General features: G+C 39.6%; 14 protein-coding genes. 10 read left to right on the forward strand and 4 right to left on the reverse strand.

Annotated elements, in window-relative coordinates:
• Window positions 1-230 precede the first annotated feature (230 nt).
• Window positions 231-809, forward strand: a complete 579-nt coding sequence (purN, locus tag DRW42_RS09190; protein WP_113948523.1) for a phosphoribosylglycinamide formyltransferase — start codon at window positions 231-233, stop codon at window positions 807-809.
• Between the two features lie 16 nt (window positions 810-825).
• Here purN and DRW42_RS09195 read toward each other — a convergent pair whose 3' ends face one another.
• Window positions 826-1323 (reverse strand): hypothetical protein, encoded by a 498-nt coding sequence (locus tag DRW42_RS09195; protein ID WP_147243700.1) that lies wholly within the window; start codon window positions 1321-1323, stop codon window positions 826-828.
• 83 nt (window positions 1324-1406) lie between these two features.
• Window positions 1407-2810, reverse strand: a complete 1404-nt coding sequence (locus DRW42_RS09200; protein WP_113948525.1) for an MFS transporter — start codon at window positions 2808-2810, stop codon at window positions 1407-1409.
• Window positions 2811-2886: 76 nt separating this feature from the next.
• Here DRW42_RS09200 and DRW42_RS09205 point away from each other — a divergent pair, with 76 nt between their 5' ends.
• The 7 genes from DRW42_RS09205 to rodA all read left to right on the forward strand — a co-directional run bounded on the left by DRW42_RS09205 (window position 2887) and on the right by rodA (window position 10959).
• Window positions 2887-3276 carry a winged helix-turn-helix transcriptional regulator gene (locus tag DRW42_RS09205; RefSeq protein ID WP_113948526.1) on the forward strand — a complete coding sequence of 130 codons (390 nt, stop codon included), beginning with the start codon at window positions 2887-2889 and terminating at the stop codon, window positions 3274-3276.
• 173 nt (window positions 3277-3449) lie between these two features.
• Window positions 3450-4976: a bifunctional phosphoribosylaminoimidazolecarboxamide formyltransferase/IMP cyclohydrolase gene (purH, locus tag DRW42_RS09210; protein WP_113948527.1), complete on the forward strand. Its 1527-nt coding sequence runs from the start codon at window positions 3450-3452 to the stop codon at window positions 4974-4976.
• 258 nt (window positions 4977-5234) lie between these two features.
• A complete protein-coding gene (locus DRW42_RS09215) occupies window positions 5235-6257 on the forward strand; it encodes a rod shape-determining protein (RefSeq protein WP_010601761.1) in 1023 nt (340 codons plus the stop codon).
• An 80-nt stretch (window positions 6258-6337) separates the two neighbouring features.
• Window positions 6338-7177, forward strand: a complete 840-nt coding sequence (mreC, locus tag DRW42_RS09220) for a rod shape-determining protein MreC (protein WP_113948528.1) — start codon at window positions 6338-6340, stop codon at window positions 7175-7177.
• Entirely contained in the window at window positions 7170-7685 is a 516-nt protein-coding gene (locus tag DRW42_RS09225; RefSeq protein WP_113948529.1) for a rod shape-determining protein MreD, read from the forward strand. Before mreC ends, DRW42_RS09225 begins: the two co-directional genes overlap by 8 nt.
• Window positions 7685-9694 (forward strand): penicillin-binding protein 2, encoded by a 2010-nt coding sequence (gene mrdA / locus DRW42_RS09230; RefSeq protein ID WP_113948530.1) that lies wholly within the window; start codon window positions 7685-7687, stop codon window positions 9692-9694. Before DRW42_RS09225 ends, mrdA begins: the two co-directional genes overlap by 1 nt.
• A gap of 2 nt (window positions 9695-9696) precedes the next feature.
• Window positions 9697-10959: a rod shape-determining protein RodA gene (gene rodA / locus DRW42_RS09235; RefSeq protein WP_113948563.1), complete on the forward strand. Its 1263-nt coding sequence runs from the start codon at window positions 9697-9699 to the stop codon at window positions 10957-10959.
• Window positions 10960-11234: 275 nt separating this feature from the next.
• Here rodA and DRW42_RS09240 read toward each other — a convergent pair whose 3' ends face one another.
• Complete coding sequence (locus DRW42_RS09240) at window positions 11235-12443, reverse strand: hypothetical protein (RefSeq protein WP_147243701.1); 1209 nt, start codon at window positions 12441-12443, stop codon at window positions 11235-11237.
• 123 nt (window positions 12444-12566) lie between these two features.
• On the opposite strand from DRW42_RS09240, the gene DRW42_RS09245 reads away from it, so the two are divergent.
• Window positions 12567-13148, forward strand: a complete 582-nt coding sequence (locus DRW42_RS09245) for a thymidine kinase (RefSeq protein WP_025146756.1) — start codon at window positions 12567-12569, stop codon at window positions 13146-13148.
• A 246-nt stretch (window positions 13149-13394) separates the two neighbouring features.
• Window positions 13395-14207 carry an SDR family oxidoreductase gene (locus tag DRW42_RS09250; protein ID WP_113948532.1) on the forward strand — a complete coding sequence of 271 codons (813 nt, stop codon included), beginning with the start codon at window positions 13395-13397 and terminating at the stop codon, window positions 14205-14207.
• 155 nt (window positions 14208-14362) lie between these two features.
• Here the strand turns inward: DRW42_RS09250 and DRW42_RS09255 are convergent, their stop codons facing one another.
• Window positions 14363-17749: a DEAD/DEAH box helicase gene (locus DRW42_RS09255; protein WP_113948533.1), complete on the reverse strand. Its 3387-nt coding sequence runs from the start codon at window positions 17747-17749 to the stop codon at window positions 14363-14365.
• Between the last annotated feature and the right edge of the window lie 13 nt (window positions 17750-17762).

The raw sequence follows: 17762 nt of genomic DNA on the forward strand, positions 1-17762 counted from the left end.
TTTTATTTTTCTTATTCGTTTCCTTTAATTCGGGTTGCAAATATAGGATTAATGTTTTTAAATCGCAAAACACTTTTAACTTTTTTTTTATTAATTCCTAACCCCACTTCCGAACTGCAAAAATACATTAAAATTATTCATTAATAATACTTTAACTTAAATGAATAAAATTTCTTTTCGATTAAGAAAACAGTCCTAAAAACACTATTTTTGGACAAAACGATTTTTGAGTGAAAAAACGAATAGCCATCTTCGCATCAGGTTCCGGTTCTAATGCCCAAAAACTGATGGAGCATTTTAAAAGGAGTAACGAAATTGAAATTTCTCTGGTGTTAACCAATAACCCTGAAGCTTATGTGCTGCAAAGGGCGGATAACTTCGAAATTCCCACCCATATTTTTGATAAAAACGAGTTTTACAAAACAGAAGATGTGGTTGATCTGCTTAAAAATCTGGATATCGACTTTATTGTACTTGCAGGTTTCCTTTGGTTAATCCCACAAAGCCTCATCCATGCTTATCCGGGCAGGATTGTAAACATACACCCTGCTATCCTTCCTAAATTTGGCGGCAAGGGCATGTATGGCGATCATGTGCACAATGCGGTAATGGCCGCTGGCGAAGCCGAAGGTGGTATCACCATCCATTACGTAAACGAAAATTACGACGAAGGTGAATATATTTATCAGGCCCGTTACCGGATCGATAAAAACGACAATCTCGAAATGGTAAAGTTTAAAGGTCAGCAGTTAGAGCATCAGCATTATCCGCGGATAGTGGAAACGATTGTTAAAAAGATAAAAAAGTAATACTAGCCCGGCATTCTTATTCGATCTTAAAAATTTCAGGGTCAGTTTTAGCGCACCGCAATTTTAGGGTATCGCCAACCTGTATAGCAGAATTAGTGTTAATTACCTCCTGCGTCCAAACCTTATTATTTAGGGTGTAATTAAATATGGCATAAGGCGTTTGGCTGTTTTTATTCCTTTGCATATATAATTTTGTCACAATCCCCTTTACTGGCACACCATAGTTGGCCAATTGCTTTTCGATAAAAGATTTGTGCATCAAAACCACAAAAATACCTATCGGACCTCCAATACATAATATAAAAAGGAACGATTTAAATTTATACCATCGTTTACTATCGTCTAACCATAAATCACTTAAATAAAACAGGGCAAGCCCTGCAGCAATAGTAAGCCAGAGCAACCAATCAAATCCAAAATACCGGTGAGAATGGTAAATCCCGATGTAACAACATATAAGAAGAAACATGATGATGATATAGGTCCACTTTTTTCTACGATTTGACTGAAACATTGGTTTGCTTAATTATAGAGGGGCTAAAATAATAAAATCATACCTTTTCCACTCTTCATCAATACATAATCTAAAAGTATTTATCAGCTATTATCTTGCTTCGTTTTTGATATCAACAATAATAATACACTAACAATCACCAGAAATCCGATATTCATCAAAGTTGCCCATTTGTAGGCTATAGCAAACTGTTTAGCTACAACCGGATGATGGAGCTTGCTGAAGAAAACACCGCCTACAATGGCAACCCCCATTGCTACAGAAACCTGCTGCAGTGTTAGGTAAATGCCCGATGAAGCGCCCATTTGATCTTCGGGAATACTTTTTAATGATATCGTCATTAACGAAGGCAAAATCGTACCACAACCTATCCCGTACACAAACAAGACCATACCTATATATAATTGTGGCGTATGATCTGAATTAAATACTACTAAATGAATAAGGAGTGCTGCAATCATAATCACAGATCCTGTTAACGAAACAGATTTGCCATAACGGGCCACCAATGGCGTAAAAAACATGGATGCCATTACATAACCAATCCCCTGGCAAACAAAGTATATCCCTGTACGGGCAGAACTTAGCCCCATCCCATTCTGTAAATTAACGGTATTGATCAGGAAATAAGAATCCTGAACGAGGTAATAAAACAAGGAAATTAAAAGCCCAATTCTGAAGTCAGTGTTTTTAAAAAAACCGGGATCAATCAATAGGGGGCTCCCCTTCATAATGTTCAGTTTTTGATAGTAGATAAATGCCAGCAGCAAAACTCCCGAGAACAGCAGCAAAACAATACTCCAAACCGGCCAGCCCAGCTCCCTACCCTGTATTAATGGATAAATAAAGGCAGTTAACGTTAACATCAGCAGTAAACTGCCGATAAAATCGAATTTTCCATTGGTTTTTACGGACAATTCTTTCAGGTATTTGAAACCCAGTATAACAGCAGTTAGCCCAATGGGTACGTTGATCAAAAAAATCAAACGCCAGCTTTGCGAAATAATTTCCAAATCAGGGATCAATCCGCCTAAAAACTGACCAATAACCGAAGCCGTACCGGCTATGCTTCCGTAGATACCCAACATTTTTATCCGTTCTTTCTCACCGGGGAATAAAGCAGGGATAAAAGCCATGCCCTGGGGCACCATAAACGCGCCACTAATACCTTGTATAAAACGTGCAACATTTAACTGGATAGCCGATTGTGCCAAACCACAGGATAAAGAAGCGATGGTAAAAACCAGCATCCCGGTTAAAAACACTTTTTTCTTTCCAAAATATTCGCCTGCCCGTCCACCTGTAATCAAAAAAGAGGCATAACCTATAATATACATCACAATTACGAGCTGCATATCGGCATCGCTACCTTTTATTCCTGTTTTTATGGAAGGAAGCGCTACATTAACGATGAACAGATCTAAAACCGATAGAAATATGGCGGAGCAGACGATCAGGAACAGGAACCACTTTGTGTATTTTTTCATGCTTTTCTTATATTTAAAACTCAAAGGAAGAAAAGGCTTTAATGGCAATCAAGTAGTCACGTAAACAGTACCAGGTATGCAAAACAGCACTAATAATGAGCATAAAGCAGTTACAAATGGAGATTTATTTTTAAATGACGCTCTGTTGACGGGGGTATTTAAGGTAATTGGCGGCAAATGGAAAATCATGCTAATTAAAGCCATTGCAGCTAAATGCCCAAAAAGATTTGGCGAGCTTAAACGCGAAACGAATTTCCTGAGCCAGGGTACATTAACCACGCAGCTGAAAGAAATGGAACGCGACGGGCTTATCCTCCGCGAGGCTTTTGCCGAATCGCCTCCACGTGTTGAATACAAACTTACCGATATGGGAAAAACCCTCTTACCGGTTATAGCTGTTTTGGAAGATTGGTACGCAAATTTCCAAACAAACACCAAACCTGAAAAATTCCGGATAAAGCAATGAAATACAAAGTAGTAACCTAAATTTTACGTATACAACCAGAAGCTAAAAAGATCAACAAAAGAGAAAAAATAAAGGGTGAAGAAAAATCTGCAAATAATTTCATTTTTATTGATTTTGGCACCTAAATAAATGCCTCTGTTTTACTACCTTTGCGGCTCAAAATTTTCAGTAGAATGAGTCAATCAATCAAAATCAAAAACGCTTTAATCTCAGTATATTATAAAGATGGTTTGGAGCCATTGGTAAAATTGTTAGCCGCACAGGGTGTTCAGTTATTTTCTACCGGTGGAACAGAACAATTTATCAAAGATTTAAATCTTCCGGTTACGGCAGTTGAAGATTTAACCGGCTATCCTTCTATTTTGGGCGGACGTGTTAAAACCCTTCACCCGAAAGTATTTGGGGGTATTTTAAACCGCAGGGCATTGGCCGGAGACCAGGAGCAGATTGCAGAATATGAGATCCCTGAGATTGACCTCGTTATTGTTGATTTATACCCTTTTGAAGAAACCGTAAAAGCAGGTGGAACACCGGAGGAAATTATTGAAAAAATCGATATCGGTGGTATCTCTTTAATCCGTGCTGCCGCGAAAAACTTTAATGATGTGGTCATTATCGCATCGAAAAATGATTATCCTACTTTACAGGCCCAGTTAGAAGCACAAAATGGCGAAACTACTTTGGCACAGCGTAAATCATTCGCTAAAATAGCTTTCCATACTTCTTCGCACTACGATACTGCAATTTTCAACTATTTTAATACAGAAGAACCACTTGATGTTTTCAAACAAAGTGTAACTGAAGCCAAAACTTTACGTTATGGCGAAAACCCTCACCAGGGCGGCGTATTTTATGGTGATTTAGATGCCATGTTTACCAAACTTAACGGTAAAGAACTTTCTTACAACAACCTGGTTGATGTGGATGCAGCCGTTGCTTTGATCGACGAATTCGAAGATCCAACCTTTGCGATCTTAAAACATACAAATGCCTGTGGCATCGCTTCGCGCCCTACCGTTAAACAAGCCTGGATTGATGCTTTAGCCTGTGATCCGGTTTCGGCTTTTGGTGGCGTATTAATTACCAATGTAGAAGTTGACCTTGAAACCGCAGAAGAAATCAACAACCTGTTTTTCGAAGTATTAATTGCACCTTCTTACCAACCAGAAGCGGTAGAATTGTTCAGCAAAAAGAAAAACCGTGTTATTTTACAGCGTAACGAGGTAGAATTAAGCAAAAAACAATTTAAAACTTTATTAAACGGTGTAATTGAGCAGGATAAAGATTTAATTATCGAAGGTCCGGAGCAAATGACAACCGTTACCGATAAAGCACCAACTGCACAGGAACTGAAAGATTTATTCTTCGCCAACAAAATTGTAAAACATACCAAATCGAATACCATTGTATTGGTTAAAGATGATGTGTTGATTGCAAGTGGTGTTGGACAAACCTCACGTGTTGATGCCTTAAGACAGGCCATTGAAAAAGCTGCTTCGTTCGGTTTCAGCGTTAAAGGTGCTGCAATGGCTTCTGATGCCTTTTTCCCTTTCCCTGATTGTGTGGAGATTGCTGCCGATGCCGGAATTGCTGCTGTATTACAACCTGGAGGATCAATTAAAGATGCTGACTCTGTTGCAAAAGCAAATGAAAAAGGTATTGCCATGGTAACCACAGGCGTTAGACACTTTAAACACTAATTAAGCTGAAAGGATAAAGACCAAAGCTTAAAGCGAAGAAATGCTGAAAGCACATTGGAAATCGCTTTAGTCTTTTACCTTTGGTCTTTTAGCTTTGGCCTTTCAGCTTTGGTCTTTTAGCCTTTTATTTTCTAAACATTTTAATTGCCTTAAAAACAATTCAATAACTGAAGAAAATAAAACTTAAAACAATAAAAAAGCTATTTTTACATTAGGAATAGTATAGATTTGACAAAATAAAGAAAACATACCTTATACATGGGATTATTTAACTGGTTTACGCAAGAAGTTGCCATCGATTTAGGCACAGCGAATACCCTGATTATACATAACGACAAAGTAGTTGTAGATGAACCATCTATCGTTGCTTTCGATCGTACTACAAATAAAGTAATCGCTATAGGTCGTCAGGCGATGCAAATGGAGGGTAAAACCCACGATAATATTAAAACCGTACGTCCGCTAAAGGATGGGGTAATTGCCGATTTCAACGCTGCTGAAGCCATGATTAAAGGCATGATCCGTATGCTTAATGGCGGTAAAGGATGGATGTTCCCCTCTTTACGTATGGTAATCTGTATCCCTTCGGGCATTACCGAGGTAGAAAAACGTGCTGTACGCGATTCTGCTGAGATTGCCGGAGCTAAAGAAGTTTACTTAATCCATGAGCCAATGGCTGCTGCTGTAGGTATCGGGATTGATGTGGAAGAACCAATGGGTAACATGATTATCGATATCGGCGGTGGTACTACCGAAATTGCGGTTATCGCTTTATCAGGTATCGTTTGCGATCAATCGATCCGCGTGGCCGGAGATAACTTCGACTCTGATATCGTAAACTACATCCGCCGTCAGCACAACATTATGATCGGCGACCGTACTGCAGAGAAAATCAAGATTGAAGTTGGTGCAGCATTACCTGAATTACAGGATGCGCCTGCTGATTTTGCGGTTCAGGGCCGTGATTTAATGACGGGTGTTCCAAAACAGATTACCGTTTCTTATACCGAGATTGCACACTGTCTGGATAAATCGATCTCTAAAATTGAAGAGGCGATTTTAAAGGCTTTAGAGATTACGCCTCCAGAACTTTCGGCCGATATTTACCAAACAGGTATTTATTTAACCGGCGGTGGTGCCTTATTAAGAGGTTTAGACAAACGTGTAGCTGCTAAAACTAAATTGCCTGTTCACGTTGCAGAAGATCCACTTCGTGCGGTAGTACGCGGAACCGGCATCGCCCTTAAAAACATTGGCGGATATAAATTCTTAATGCAATAAAACACGGAAAATGGATGATGTATAATGGATGATGTAATAACTCCATTATACATTTCCCATCTTCCATTTTCCCTAAAAATATGCGTAACCTTTGGATTTTCATCAGCAGATACAACGCATTTTTCCTTTTTATCATCTTTTTTACCATTGGGATTTACCTGACGGTGAAGAACAATTCCTATCAGCGCAGTGTAACCTTAAACTCTACCAATGAAGTTGTGGGTACTGCCTATGAAAGGTTAAATATTTTTAAGCGCTATTTAAACCTCGGGATGGTGAACGATAGCCTGGCTGCAGAAAATGCAAAACTTAAAAGTCAGCTGTTGGGTTTAACCACTATTGATACTGCTAAAGATGTAAAAGTTATTGATACGGTTACCAACCAGGATTATACCTATCTGGCAGCCAAAGTGGTTAAAAATTCAATCACTTTACGCAATAATGTGATGACCATTAACAAAGGAACAATTGACGGGATTAAAAGCGGAATGGCGGTTATTGCTCCGCAAAGGGGCGTTGTTGGCTTTATCCGCGATGTTTCAGAGCATTTGGCCACCATTCAGTCATTACTGCATAAGGATACGAAAATCAGTGTAACACTCAAAAAGAATAATGCATTGGGATCTCTGGTTTGGGGCGATGGCAATTTCGACATTAAAAAATCTTTTATTAAAGAAGTGCCTAACCACATTAAAATGTATGTAGGCGATACCATTGTTACTTCGGGTTATGGCTCATTTCCTAAAGGGATTTTAGTGGGCAGGATCAGTAAACCGAATGTGGCCACAAACGACAATTTCCTTTCGGGAGAAGTTAATTTATTTACCGATTTTAGCACATTGCAATATGTATATGTGGTTAAATATAAAAAGGCCGAAGAGCAAAAAGCTTTAGAAAGCGCTGTTAAACCGAATGAATAGTAGAATCATAATTGTAAATGTGATCAGGTGGTTTTTGCTACTTTTTGTGCAGATATTTTTGCTCAAGAATATGGGCTTTTACGATCTTTCTACGCCATTTATCTACGTATTGTTTTTACTCCTGCTTCCATTCGGCATCCCCAATATTGTATTGTACCTGTTGGCCTTTGGCACAGGATTAACCCTCGATGCCTTTTACGATACCATGGGTGTACACGCTACGGCCTGTGTGGTTCTGGCTTTCGTAAGGATATCTTTCATATCAATCAGTTTAAACCGCGACGCAATTGACGACCCCGAACCTTCGTTAGGATATATGGGTTTTCAATGGTTTTCACTTTATGCTTTTCTCTGCGTGATTTCACACCATCTGGTGCTGTTTTTCTTAGAAACATTCAGGTTAACCGAAGTAGGTTATACCTTAATGAGATGCGGCCTAAGTTGTATCTTTACACTGCTTATTATTTTATTGGTAGAGTTTATATTCTATAGAAGAACACCACGTTAATGGATCAGTTATTTAACCGGAAATATATCGTTCAGGGATTATTTATCGTAATTGCCCTCATTTTACTGGGGAAATTATTCTATATCCAGATTATTAGCGACAAGGCATTCAGCTCTGCCGAAAGTAATGTATTGCGGAAAATTTATAAATATCCGGCACGCGGCGCCATCCTCGACCGTAACATGAAGGTAATAGTACAAAACGAACCGGTTTACGATTTGATGGTAATTCCTAATGAAGTTAAACCATTCGATACCCTGGCTCTTGCCAATGCGCTTGAAATTACCATTGAAGATGTACGTAAAAAACTAAAAAAAGCGAGAGCACAATCTACTTATCAGTCTACCTTCTTCGAAAGGCAGATTTCCGTGCAGAGTTATGCCCGTTTACAGGAAATTATGTACCGTTTTCCGGGTTTCAGAACACAGGACAGAACGATCAGGCATTACCCTGATAGCATTGCAGGCCAGCTTTTCGGTTATGTAAAAGAAGTAAGTCCTGATGATATAGAAAAATCTGAAGGTTATTATAAACCCGGAGATTTTATTGGAAAAAGTGGACTGGAACGCTCTTATGAAGATTTTTTACGGGGCGAAAAAGGGGAAACAAGGATACTTTACGATGCTAAAAATATCGCCCAGGGCAGTTACGCCAACGGGAAATATGATGTTAATGCGGTATCAGGCGATCGTTTAATTTCTTCTTTAGACATCAGGATTCAACGCCTTGGCGAAGAATTGATGAAAAATAAGGTAGGGGCAATTGTAGCTATTGAGCCCTCTACCGGCGAGATCCTGGCTTTTGTGAGCAGTCCGGGGTATGATCCGAACCAGTTGGTGGGTAAAGACTGGGGCAAAAACTACATGAGTTTGATTGCAAATCCTTACCGTCCGCAGATTGTGAGGCCGATTGCTGGTCAGTATTCTCCAGGATCGTCTTTTAAACCTGTCGACGCCTTGGTTGCACTTCAAGACGGCGCTATTGATCCGAATACCACATTTTTCTGTCCGGGTTATTATATGGCCGGAAACCACAAGGTAAAGTGCGAACACGTAGATGGTACGATTAATATGCAGCGTGGTATTGCACGTTCCTGTAATACTTACTTCTGTCATGTTTTTCAGAGCATCATCACCAAAAACGGCATGAAAAACCAGCGCCAAACCTATGCCAACTGGCATGCGCAGATTGCTAAATGGGGTTTCGGGCAGAAATTGGGTATTGATATGCCTTTCGAAAAAAAAGGAATATTTTACCAGGGAGAGCATTACGATAAAATTTATGGCAAACGCTGGGGTTACACCACTGTAATTTCGCAGGCCATTGGTCAGGGTGAGATTACCTCTACCCCATTGCAAATGGCAAATGTAATGGCTGCCATTGCCAACCGTGGTTATTATTTAAAACCACATTTAATTAAGGGTATCGGCGATAAAAACGTAGTGAAAAAAGAATATGTAGTCAAAAACTATGTTGGGGTTGATGAGAAATATTTCCCGGTTGTAATTAACGGTATGCGTGATGCAGTGAACAGCCCATGGGGAACAGCAAAAGAATCGCAGATACCAAACATCATCATGTGCGGTAAGACCGGTACGGTACAAAATCCACATGGAAAAAACCACTCAGTTTTTATTGGTTTTGCGCCAATGGACAATCCTAAAATTGCCATTGCGGTAATTGTGGAAAATGGTGGTTATGGAGGATCTTATGCAGCTCCGATTTCGAGTTTTATGGTAGAAAAATATTTAACAGATAGTATTAAGCCGCGTTCAAACGGTTATACAGTTAAAGCTTTCTCCGAAACCAATCTTTTACCGGCATTGATTGATAAAACTAAAAAGCTTAAATTGACAAAACTGGATAGTTTAAACCTTAAAAAAGCCGATTCGCTAAAAAGGGTTAAAGACAGTTTAAAAATAAAACCGGCAATTTTAAAGCAAACCGTTGCCACAAAGCCTAAAGCAAAACAACCAGTTGTAAATCAAAAACCTGTAACCAATAAATAATGATGCAACAACAGGGAAACCGTTTCTTTTTTAATGTAGACTGGATTACCGTTTTAATCTACATTGCACTATGCGCAGTTGGCTTTATTAATGTTTATGCCTCCATCTACAATCCTGATAAAGCTGCGGGTTTCGACTTTTCAAGCAGTTATGGTAAACAGCTTATCTATGTAATTACCGGGTTAATTTTGGGCTTATCGATCTTATTATTCGACGGACGGTTATTTAACGTATTTGCGCCTTTTATTTACGGAGCTACATTGTTCCTCCTGGTTGTTGTACTTTTTGTAGGGAGAAATGTAGGTGGAAACCAGGCATGGATCCCCATAGGCTCCTTTAGGCTGCAACCTTCAGAGTTTGCAAAGTTTGGTACGGCCTTGCTTTTAGCGAGGTATGTAAGCACCTTTAACCCAAAATTCAGGGATATTAAATCAATCGTAATTGCAGGATTGATTGTATTGGCGCCATTGTTATTGATTATGCTGCAGCCCGATACAGGCTCGGCACTGGTTTTCCTTGCTTTTATGTTCCCTTTATACCGCGAGGGTTTATCGGGTTATTTCCTGTTAATTTTCCTTGGAATGATCGTATTGTTTGTGGCCGATTTCCTGGTACCAACTTATATACTCATTATTATCCTTACCACCATAGGCGGACTTTTCATCTACAACAACAGAAGGAAACAAAAAATTATCATTTCTACGGTATTGGTAACCATTATCGCAATTGTTTATTTGTTTGTAGTTAAAATTGCCTACGAAAAAGTTTTGGCACCCCACCAGCGCAGCCGTATTGAGCTGATGTTAGGTCTTAAAGCTGATAATAAAGGAGCTGGTTATAATGTAATCCAATCGCAGATTGCCATTGGCTCCGGTCAGGCAACAGGCAGGGGCTTTTTACAGGGTACCCAAACCAAGTACGGTTACGTACCAGCCCAAAGTACCGATTTTATTTTCTCTACCGTTGGTGAGGAATGGGGTTTTATGGGTTGTTCGGTTGTGATCGGTTTATATATGTTTTTATTACTGAGGCTTATCAACCTGGCAGAAAGACAGCGATCAACCTTCTCAAGGGTTTATGGCTATAGCGTAGCCTGTATCCTCTTTTTCCACGTATTTATCAACATCGGTATGACGATTGGGATTATTCCCGTAATCGGGATTCCCTTACCATTTATCAGTTACGGAGGCTCATCGCTGTGGAGTTTTACGATATTGTTGTTTATTTTCTTAAAACTGGATTCTAACCGGATGGGATTTATTTAAGGAGTTCTAAGTCTTTAGTCTGTAGCCCGTAGTCAACATAACTACACGTAAGTAACCTTTTTAAAATACGTCATTTCGAGCGGAGTGCAACGCAGTCGAGAAATCTATCTTGAAGAGCGCTTTTGATTTAGATTTCTCCATTTCGCTACGCTTCAGTCGAAATGACGGCCAGATACTAGATACTGAAACAAGTTCAGTATGACGAAACCAGTTGTAACGCTAAGGACTATTCGCCAGCCACTTATCGCCAAACGCGATCCGCACAGCGCTCCCGCTTACTTACTAAACCTTCTGTTCAACAGTTCGTAAAACTGATCAACCGTAGACTGCTTACTGGCCCAGTTATTTTTTACCGCATAGTTATTTTGTAGATAGCTATCAGCAGCTTCGAAGCTGTTCATTCGGTTAATGATATCGATTACATCAGAATACGCCAGGTTATAACCGTTAAAAAGATCTTTGATGAAAAGCAGCTTCTCGTTTAAACTAATGGCCTGTTTTAAATCAGCAATCGGCGCTTTCACAGGCTCTTCACCTTTACCATTTGTGCGTGCCAATAAATCGTTCAAACTTGGTGCAGGTTTATTTATTACAGGCTGTGGTGCAGGCTTTACCGGAACCGCCTCGGGAGTAAATAACGGACGTTCCCGTTCTACCGGAGGAGAAATAACCGGCTCATCCAAATGTACATCCTTAAGTGCTTCTATTGGCTGGCTTGGAGCAACTACCGGTTCATCCCTTCTAAATTCCGCAACTGGCTCTTCTCTTTTAGCTTCGATAACCGACTCTTCTTTTACCATTACCTCTGCTTCTTCCTCCTGTGGAATTAAAAATGGCTCCGGACCAATTTCATCATCTTCTGCAGGCAAAATATCTTCCTGTTTGGCCTGAGCCTCTTTTTCGTGTATTTTCTTTTTCTGAGCTAAAATTTCTGCTTCCTCTTTACTCAAAGGGCGGTCGAAAATTTCTTCTACAGATTTAGCTTCGTAATCGAACTGGGCATTCTCATCATGGGTACCCAAAACAAATTCGAAAGTATGGTCATCCTGATCAGGCTTAAAGAAATCCTGATTCAAAAGTGTTTCTGCTTTTTCTTCTTCGATGATTTCATCATCAAGCTGTTCCTGCGCAGGTTTTACATCAACACGTTCCTCTTCTTCTTCTGCGGTAGCCACTTCTTCCAATTCCTGGGGTTCAAAACTTTCTTGTTCGTCTGCACAGCTTTTTTCGGCCTCAGGCAGGATAATGGTATTCTGTTCTGCCAGCAAAACATGGTTTCCAGGTTCGGCGGACTTATCTTCTACTATCGTATTTAACTTTTTAACAATATTAACATGGTCGGAAAGAAAATGGGCATTAGCCAGAAAAAGTTCCAGTTCCAAATCATTTAATTGATTGGGATTTTGAGCAAGAAACTGATACTGCTCGTTTAATTCTGTTAAAATACTGCCGATCTTCCTGAAAATATCCTGTTGGTTCATCATAAAGTTAAAACGAATTTTTAGCCGATTTATGTTGGTAACTATGTGTCCAAAAATAACACATAATTCTCATATTTGTTCGGTTTAAAAATTAGAAAACAGACATAGGAGCATAAAAGATCGGGCATGTTATTTAGCGAACAAAATTTTAGGAGAAGGGGCGAATTTTCGGGAAGTATAGAAGTGGTATGCGGTTCTATGTTTTCAGGTAAAACCGAAGAACTGATCCGCAGGTTAAAAAGAGCTCAGATTGCTAAGTTAAATGTAGAGATTTTTAAGCCACGCACCGATACCCGCTACCATGAAACCGCAGTGGTTTCGCACGACCTCAACTCGATCAACTCTACCCCTGTAGATAGCGCATCAGCCATTTTATTGTTAGGCACTAACACACAAGTGGTTGGGATAGATGAAGCCCAGTTTTTTGATGATGAATTACCTGATGTTTGCAATAAACTTGCTTTAAGGGGCATAAGGGTAATTGTAGCAGGTTTGGATATGGATTTTACCGGCAAACCATTTGGTCCGATGCCCGCTTTAATGGCCATTGCCGAACACGTAACCAAGGTAAATGCCGTTTGTGTGTGCTGTGGTAATCCTGCATTATACAGCTATCGTACAGCCGCCGATGAAGCAACGGTTTTATTGGGTGAAAAAGAAAGTTATGAACCGAGGTGCAGGGCTTGTTATAATCTGGGTAAAGGTTAGTTAGTTCATTTGTTCACTGGTCATTCGTTCATTAGTAACTACAAACTGCCAACTGTAAATTGTCAACTGAAAACTGGATATTGGGTTCATTGTTTACCCTTCGACTACGCTCAGGGGGTTAATCGGTTAACTGCTGCCAGCGCCAAAATACCAATGGTTAACTGGAAATTGCCAATTGAGAATTGGTTATTGATGATTTTATATTGGTTATTGAACATTCAAAACTTATCCCCTCACACTTAAATCATGAAAAAACATATTATATCTATTTTAGGTTGCGGCTGGTTTGGTTTGGCTCTGGCCAAAAAACTAATTGAGCTGGGTTATTTTGTAAAAGGTTCTACTACCAGCGAAGAAAAATTAGCTACGCTCCAGACTGAAAATATACAGCCTTATCTGGTCGATTTTACGGCAGAAAACATGAAAGCAGATCCGGCATTTTTTGAGGCTGATGTTTTATTTATCTGCATTCCACCCAAGCGTAATTCGACAGAGCTTCATGATTATCCACAAAAAATAAAATCGATTTTAGAGGCAGCGAAAGACAAATCGAAACATATTGTATTGATTAGCTCGACCAGCGTTTATAGCGATGAAAATAAAACGGTTAACGAAAACAGCGAAACTAATCCGGATACTGATTCGGGAAATGTGGTTTTAGCTGCAGAGAAACTTTTTAAAATGCTGTTTCCCGAAAATTATACGATAATCCGCTTTGCAGGCTTAATTGGACCGGATCGTAACCCGGGAAGGTTTTTCGCGGGAAAAAGCAATGTTCCTAACGGTTTGGCACCTGTAAACCTGATACATCAAGCCGATGCAGTTGGAATTGCAGTTAAAATTTTAGAAAAACAAGCTTTTGGAAGGATCTACAATGCCTGCTCGCCTAACCATCCGGCAAAAATGGACTATTATACTAATGCAGCACAAACAACAGGACTTGAATTACCCCACTTTATTGCTGAAAAAAAGGATTGGAAAATTGTAGAGAGTTTGAATGTACCTGAGTTTTTGGGTTATGAGTTTGACCCTTCGACTTCGCTCAGGGTGACAATTTAACAAAAAAGTCGTCATCTCGGGCGGAGTGCAACATAGTCGAGAGATCTGCTGTGATAGATCTCTCCATTCCACTGCGTTCCAGTCGAGATGACGAACCTTTTATAATAGCTAATTAGTGTACTGATTCGCTTCTGCCGAACCGATAAGGAATTTTACTAACTCAACAATCCCAACAATTCTTTCTTCGTTAAATGTTTAAACAAACTTCCATCGGTTTGGATCAGGTCTTTCACCAGATCTTTTTTAGTGGCCTGTAACTTCATGATCTTTTCTTCAATGGTATCAGGACAGATTAAACGTACAGCCATCACATTTTTATGCTGCCCGATCCTATATGCACGGTCTATTGCCTGGTTTTCTACTGCAGGGTTCCACCAGGGGTCTACCAGGTAAACATAATCGGCTTCGGTTAAGTTAAGGCCGGTTCCACCTGCTTTTAAACTGATCAGAAAAACAGGAATATCGGCATTCTGTTGAAAAGAAGTTACGACCTCTTCCCTTTTGCGGGTTTGTCCGGTGAGGTATTCGTACCTGATTCCGCGGTTTTCCAACTGCTTTTTAATCAGATCGAGCATGGTTACAAACTGGGAAAAGACCAAAATTTTATGTTTTCCGGCTTTGCTTTCAATCTGTTCCATCAATACATCAATTTTTGATGAGGCCTGCAGGTACGATCTTCCATCGGCTAATAATGCAGCCGAATTACAGATCTGCCTTAAAGTAGTAATACTTTTCAATACATGCATAGAACTTTTAGGCAAATCATCTTCCTGTTTACCCAAAATAAAATCCTGGATTTCCTTTTTATTGGCTTCGTACACTTCGCGTTGCTCCTCTCCCATTTCGCAATACAGTACAATTTCAGTTTTATCAGGAAGTTCTTTCGCCACCTGTTCTTTCGTTCTGCGGAGAATGAAAGGTTTGATTTTTTTCTGAAGTTCCTCTGCCCTTCTGCTATCTTTAAACTGATCGATCGGGGTTGAATATAAATCGGCAAACTGTTGTTTACTGCCAAAAAGCCCCGGACAAGCGAACGACAACTGTCCATACAAATCGAAAGTATTGTTTTCGATCGGTGTTCCTGTCATGACCACCTTATTCCTCGATTGCAGCATTCTAACGGCTTTATAGCGTTGCGATTCAGGATTTTTGATCAGCTGCGATTCATCTAAAAAGATATAGTTAAAGCGGTAATCTTTTAAAAAACGGACATCAGCAAGCAGCGTTCCGTAAGAGGTTAAAATGATTTCGTAACCGTCAAAATTATCGGTGGTTTTGGTTCGTTCGCCAGCATAAATGGTTTTCACCTTAATTGATGGTGCAAATTTCTCTACTTCGGCCTTCCAGTTAAAGATTAACGAAGCGGGAACTACCACCAGGTTGGTATTGTGTGTTACTTTTTCTCGTTGCGATAAGATAAAGGCCAGAACCTGAATGGTTTTACCCAAACCCATATCATCAGCCAGGCACGAACCGAAGTTAAAATCATCCAGAAAGTTAAGCCAGTTTAAGCCATCTTTCTGATAATGGCGCAAGGTTGCGGTTAATCCTTTTGGCACTTCAACTTCCTGAATAGCATCGGTCCCTTCAAATTTCTGTTTATAAAGTTTTAACTCATTTTTTACATCTCCATCCAGTAAAGCATCTTTATAAAGCTCATTTATGGTCGCAAATTTAATTTTTGGAGTTAAAATAGCTTCTTCTGTAATTTCACCTGCATTAAAATAAGCCGTAAATTTTTCGATCCATTCTAGCGGTAAAATTCCCTGTGTGCCATCATCAAGGATTACAAATTTGCTTTTGTTGCGGATGGATTTATGAAGGTGTTTTAACGCAACCTGTTGTTTCCCAAATTTCACTTTTACTTTGGTTTCGAACCAATCGGTACCGCTTAGTACTTCTATATTAATTTTAGCCTGAAACTCGCTCAATTTATTGTTTTTGAGCTGATTGAAGCCCAAAATATGGATACCTTTATTCCGCCAAACTTCGAAAGCTTCGAGAAACCAGGCTTCTTCCAGAAAGCGTTTACGGTGGAGGTAATACGAATCGTTGCTTTCCTGATCGTAAAAATAAGGATGTTGTTTCAGAACATTCCCGATAAACTGCAGTTCGGCTTTTTCATCACGGTGAAGGGTAAACAGATTGCCCAGTTTGTCCTGCGCCTGAATCTGTTTTTTGGATAATACAGGAATTTCCAGATTGCCATAACGCATTACGGGGGTGAGGTGGATATAATCTTCGGATTCGGAAAGATAGATTAATTGTTCATTTTCAAGGTCGAAACCCTTTTCTTCAATCTGGCTTTTAGTTGCCGGCTTTAAATAGGAATAATCGACATGGATACTGCCTTCCAACTGGATAAGGATCGCCTTTTGAAACTCCGGATATTTACTTTTATGCAAAATCAAACGGTTACTCTGTTTTTTGAAAAAGCCGATAACACGCAAAAAATCGAGACGGCCAATTAGATACAGCTGATCTTTAAGTTTAACAAAATATTGGTGCACCAACACAATGTTATCGAGCTCATAAGATTTTCCTTCAATGATCAGCCTTCCTGTAATTTCATAATAATCATCACGCTGGTTTACTGAAAGACGTAAATCGACCTCTAATAAATGAACATTTACAGCCGTGATAGTTGAAGCCTGGATTGCAGACGATTGTGCGCCATCCTGTAAATAAAAAGGGATCTGCTGTGGATTTTTCACCACCGCTTTTAAAGCTTCTATTTCTGCTTCAGTTTGGTCGTTATTGTAATTCTGCTGAAAAGTACCAATCCCACTATAGAATTTTAAAAGTTCATGATCATCGGTTTTAAAAAGCAGATCTGAAGGATTAATACTTTTTAACGGTTTTTTAACCTTTCCGCTTTTAGTGGTTTCGGCTTCGAATAATTCTACCACCAGATTATTGTAATAGCGGTGCTGGCCCAAAACCAGAATCATTTTGCCCTGGAAATTTTTGGCCTGAGCTTTTTCCTTAGGTTTTACAGACGGCAATAAAAGACTTTCCAATTGTTGCCGGGCTTCTTTATTGAAAGGCTGCAAGGCATCCATCTTGGGTTTTATCATCAGCTGGCCCTCTTCGTAACTTAAATTAAAAAGAAGATCGAGGTTTTGTTCTTTTTCCAGACCATAATCCAACGCAATCTTGGCCAGTTTTTGCTGCCGCAGGTTACTATCAAAAAAAATCAGTAAATCCTGACGCTGAAGAATATTGTACAAAACCCTTGCCTGATGCTCGCAGAGTTTATTTTTAGGTGTAGCACAACGGCATGAAAGTTTTACGGAATTTGAATGCTGTTGAACCTGAACAAGCGGGAAAGGTAAAGCTGATGTTTCATCGCTAAAAGCGGCATAATCAATTTCCAGCTGCTCTGGAAAAAGCTGGTAAAAACCTTTAACATCGGTATGGATCAGTCCGTTTAAATGTTTGAGGATCACAATCTGACTAAGGCTTTTCAGGTTAAAATCCTTTAAAATATAATCGTATGGATTTTGATCTGAAACCTGATGTGCTGTTACCTGTTCGCTCATTTAAACTAAGTAG

The sequence above is a fragment of the Pedobacter miscanthi genome (assembly GCF_003315595.1).
GTDB lineage: Bacteria > Bacteroidota > Bacteroidia > Sphingobacteriales > Sphingobacteriaceae > Pedobacter > Pedobacter miscanthi.

Excerpts from the sequence above, each read along its gene's own strand:
- purH (WP_113948527.1), top strand. The coding sequence starts at position 3,450 with ATGAGTCAATCAATCAAAATCAAAAACGCTTTAATCTCAGTATATTAT.
- DRW42_RS09205 (WP_113948526.1), top strand. The coding sequence starts at position 2,887 with ATGCAAAACAGCACTAATAATGAGCATAAAGCAGTTACAAATGGAGAT.
- DRW42_RS09255 (WP_113948533.1), bottom strand. The coding sequence starts at position 17,749 with ATGAGCGAACAGGTAACAGCACATCAGGTTTCAGATCAAAATCCATAC.
- rodA (WP_113948563.1), top strand. The coding sequence starts at position 9,697 with ATGCAACAACAGGGAAACCGTTTCTTTTTTAATGTAGACTGGATTACC.
- DRW42_RS09195 (WP_147243700.1), bottom strand. The coding sequence starts at position 1,323 with ATGTTTCAGTCAAATCGTAGAAAAAAGTGGACCTATATCATCATCATG.
- DRW42_RS09200 (WP_113948525.1), bottom strand. The coding sequence starts at position 2,810 with ATGAAAAAATACACAAAGTGGTTCCTGTTCCTGATCGTCTGCTCCGCC.
- mreC (WP_113948528.1), top strand. The coding sequence starts at position 6,338 with ATGCGTAACCTTTGGATTTTCATCAGCAGATACAACGCATTTTTCCTT.
- mrdA (WP_113948530.1), top strand. The coding sequence starts at position 7,685 with ATGGATCAGTTATTTAACCGGAAATATATCGTTCAGGGATTATTTATC.
- DRW42_RS09245 (WP_025146756.1), top strand. The coding sequence starts at position 12,567 with ATGTTATTTAGCGAACAAAATTTTAGGAGAAGGGGCGAATTTTCGGGA.
- DRW42_RS09225 (WP_113948529.1), top strand. The coding sequence starts at position 7,170 with ATGAATAGTAGAATCATAATTGTAAATGTGATCAGGTGGTTTTTGCTA.
- DRW42_RS09215 (WP_010601761.1), top strand. The coding sequence starts at position 5,235 with ATGGGATTATTTAACTGGTTTACGCAAGAAGTTGCCATCGATTTAGGC.
- DRW42_RS09250 (WP_113948532.1), top strand. The coding sequence starts at position 13,395 with ATGAAAAAACATATTATATCTATTTTAGGTTGCGGCTGGTTTGGTTTG.
- DRW42_RS09240 (WP_147243701.1), bottom strand. The coding sequence starts at position 12,443 with ATGATGAACCAACAGGATATTTTCAGGAAGATCGGCAGTATTTTAACA.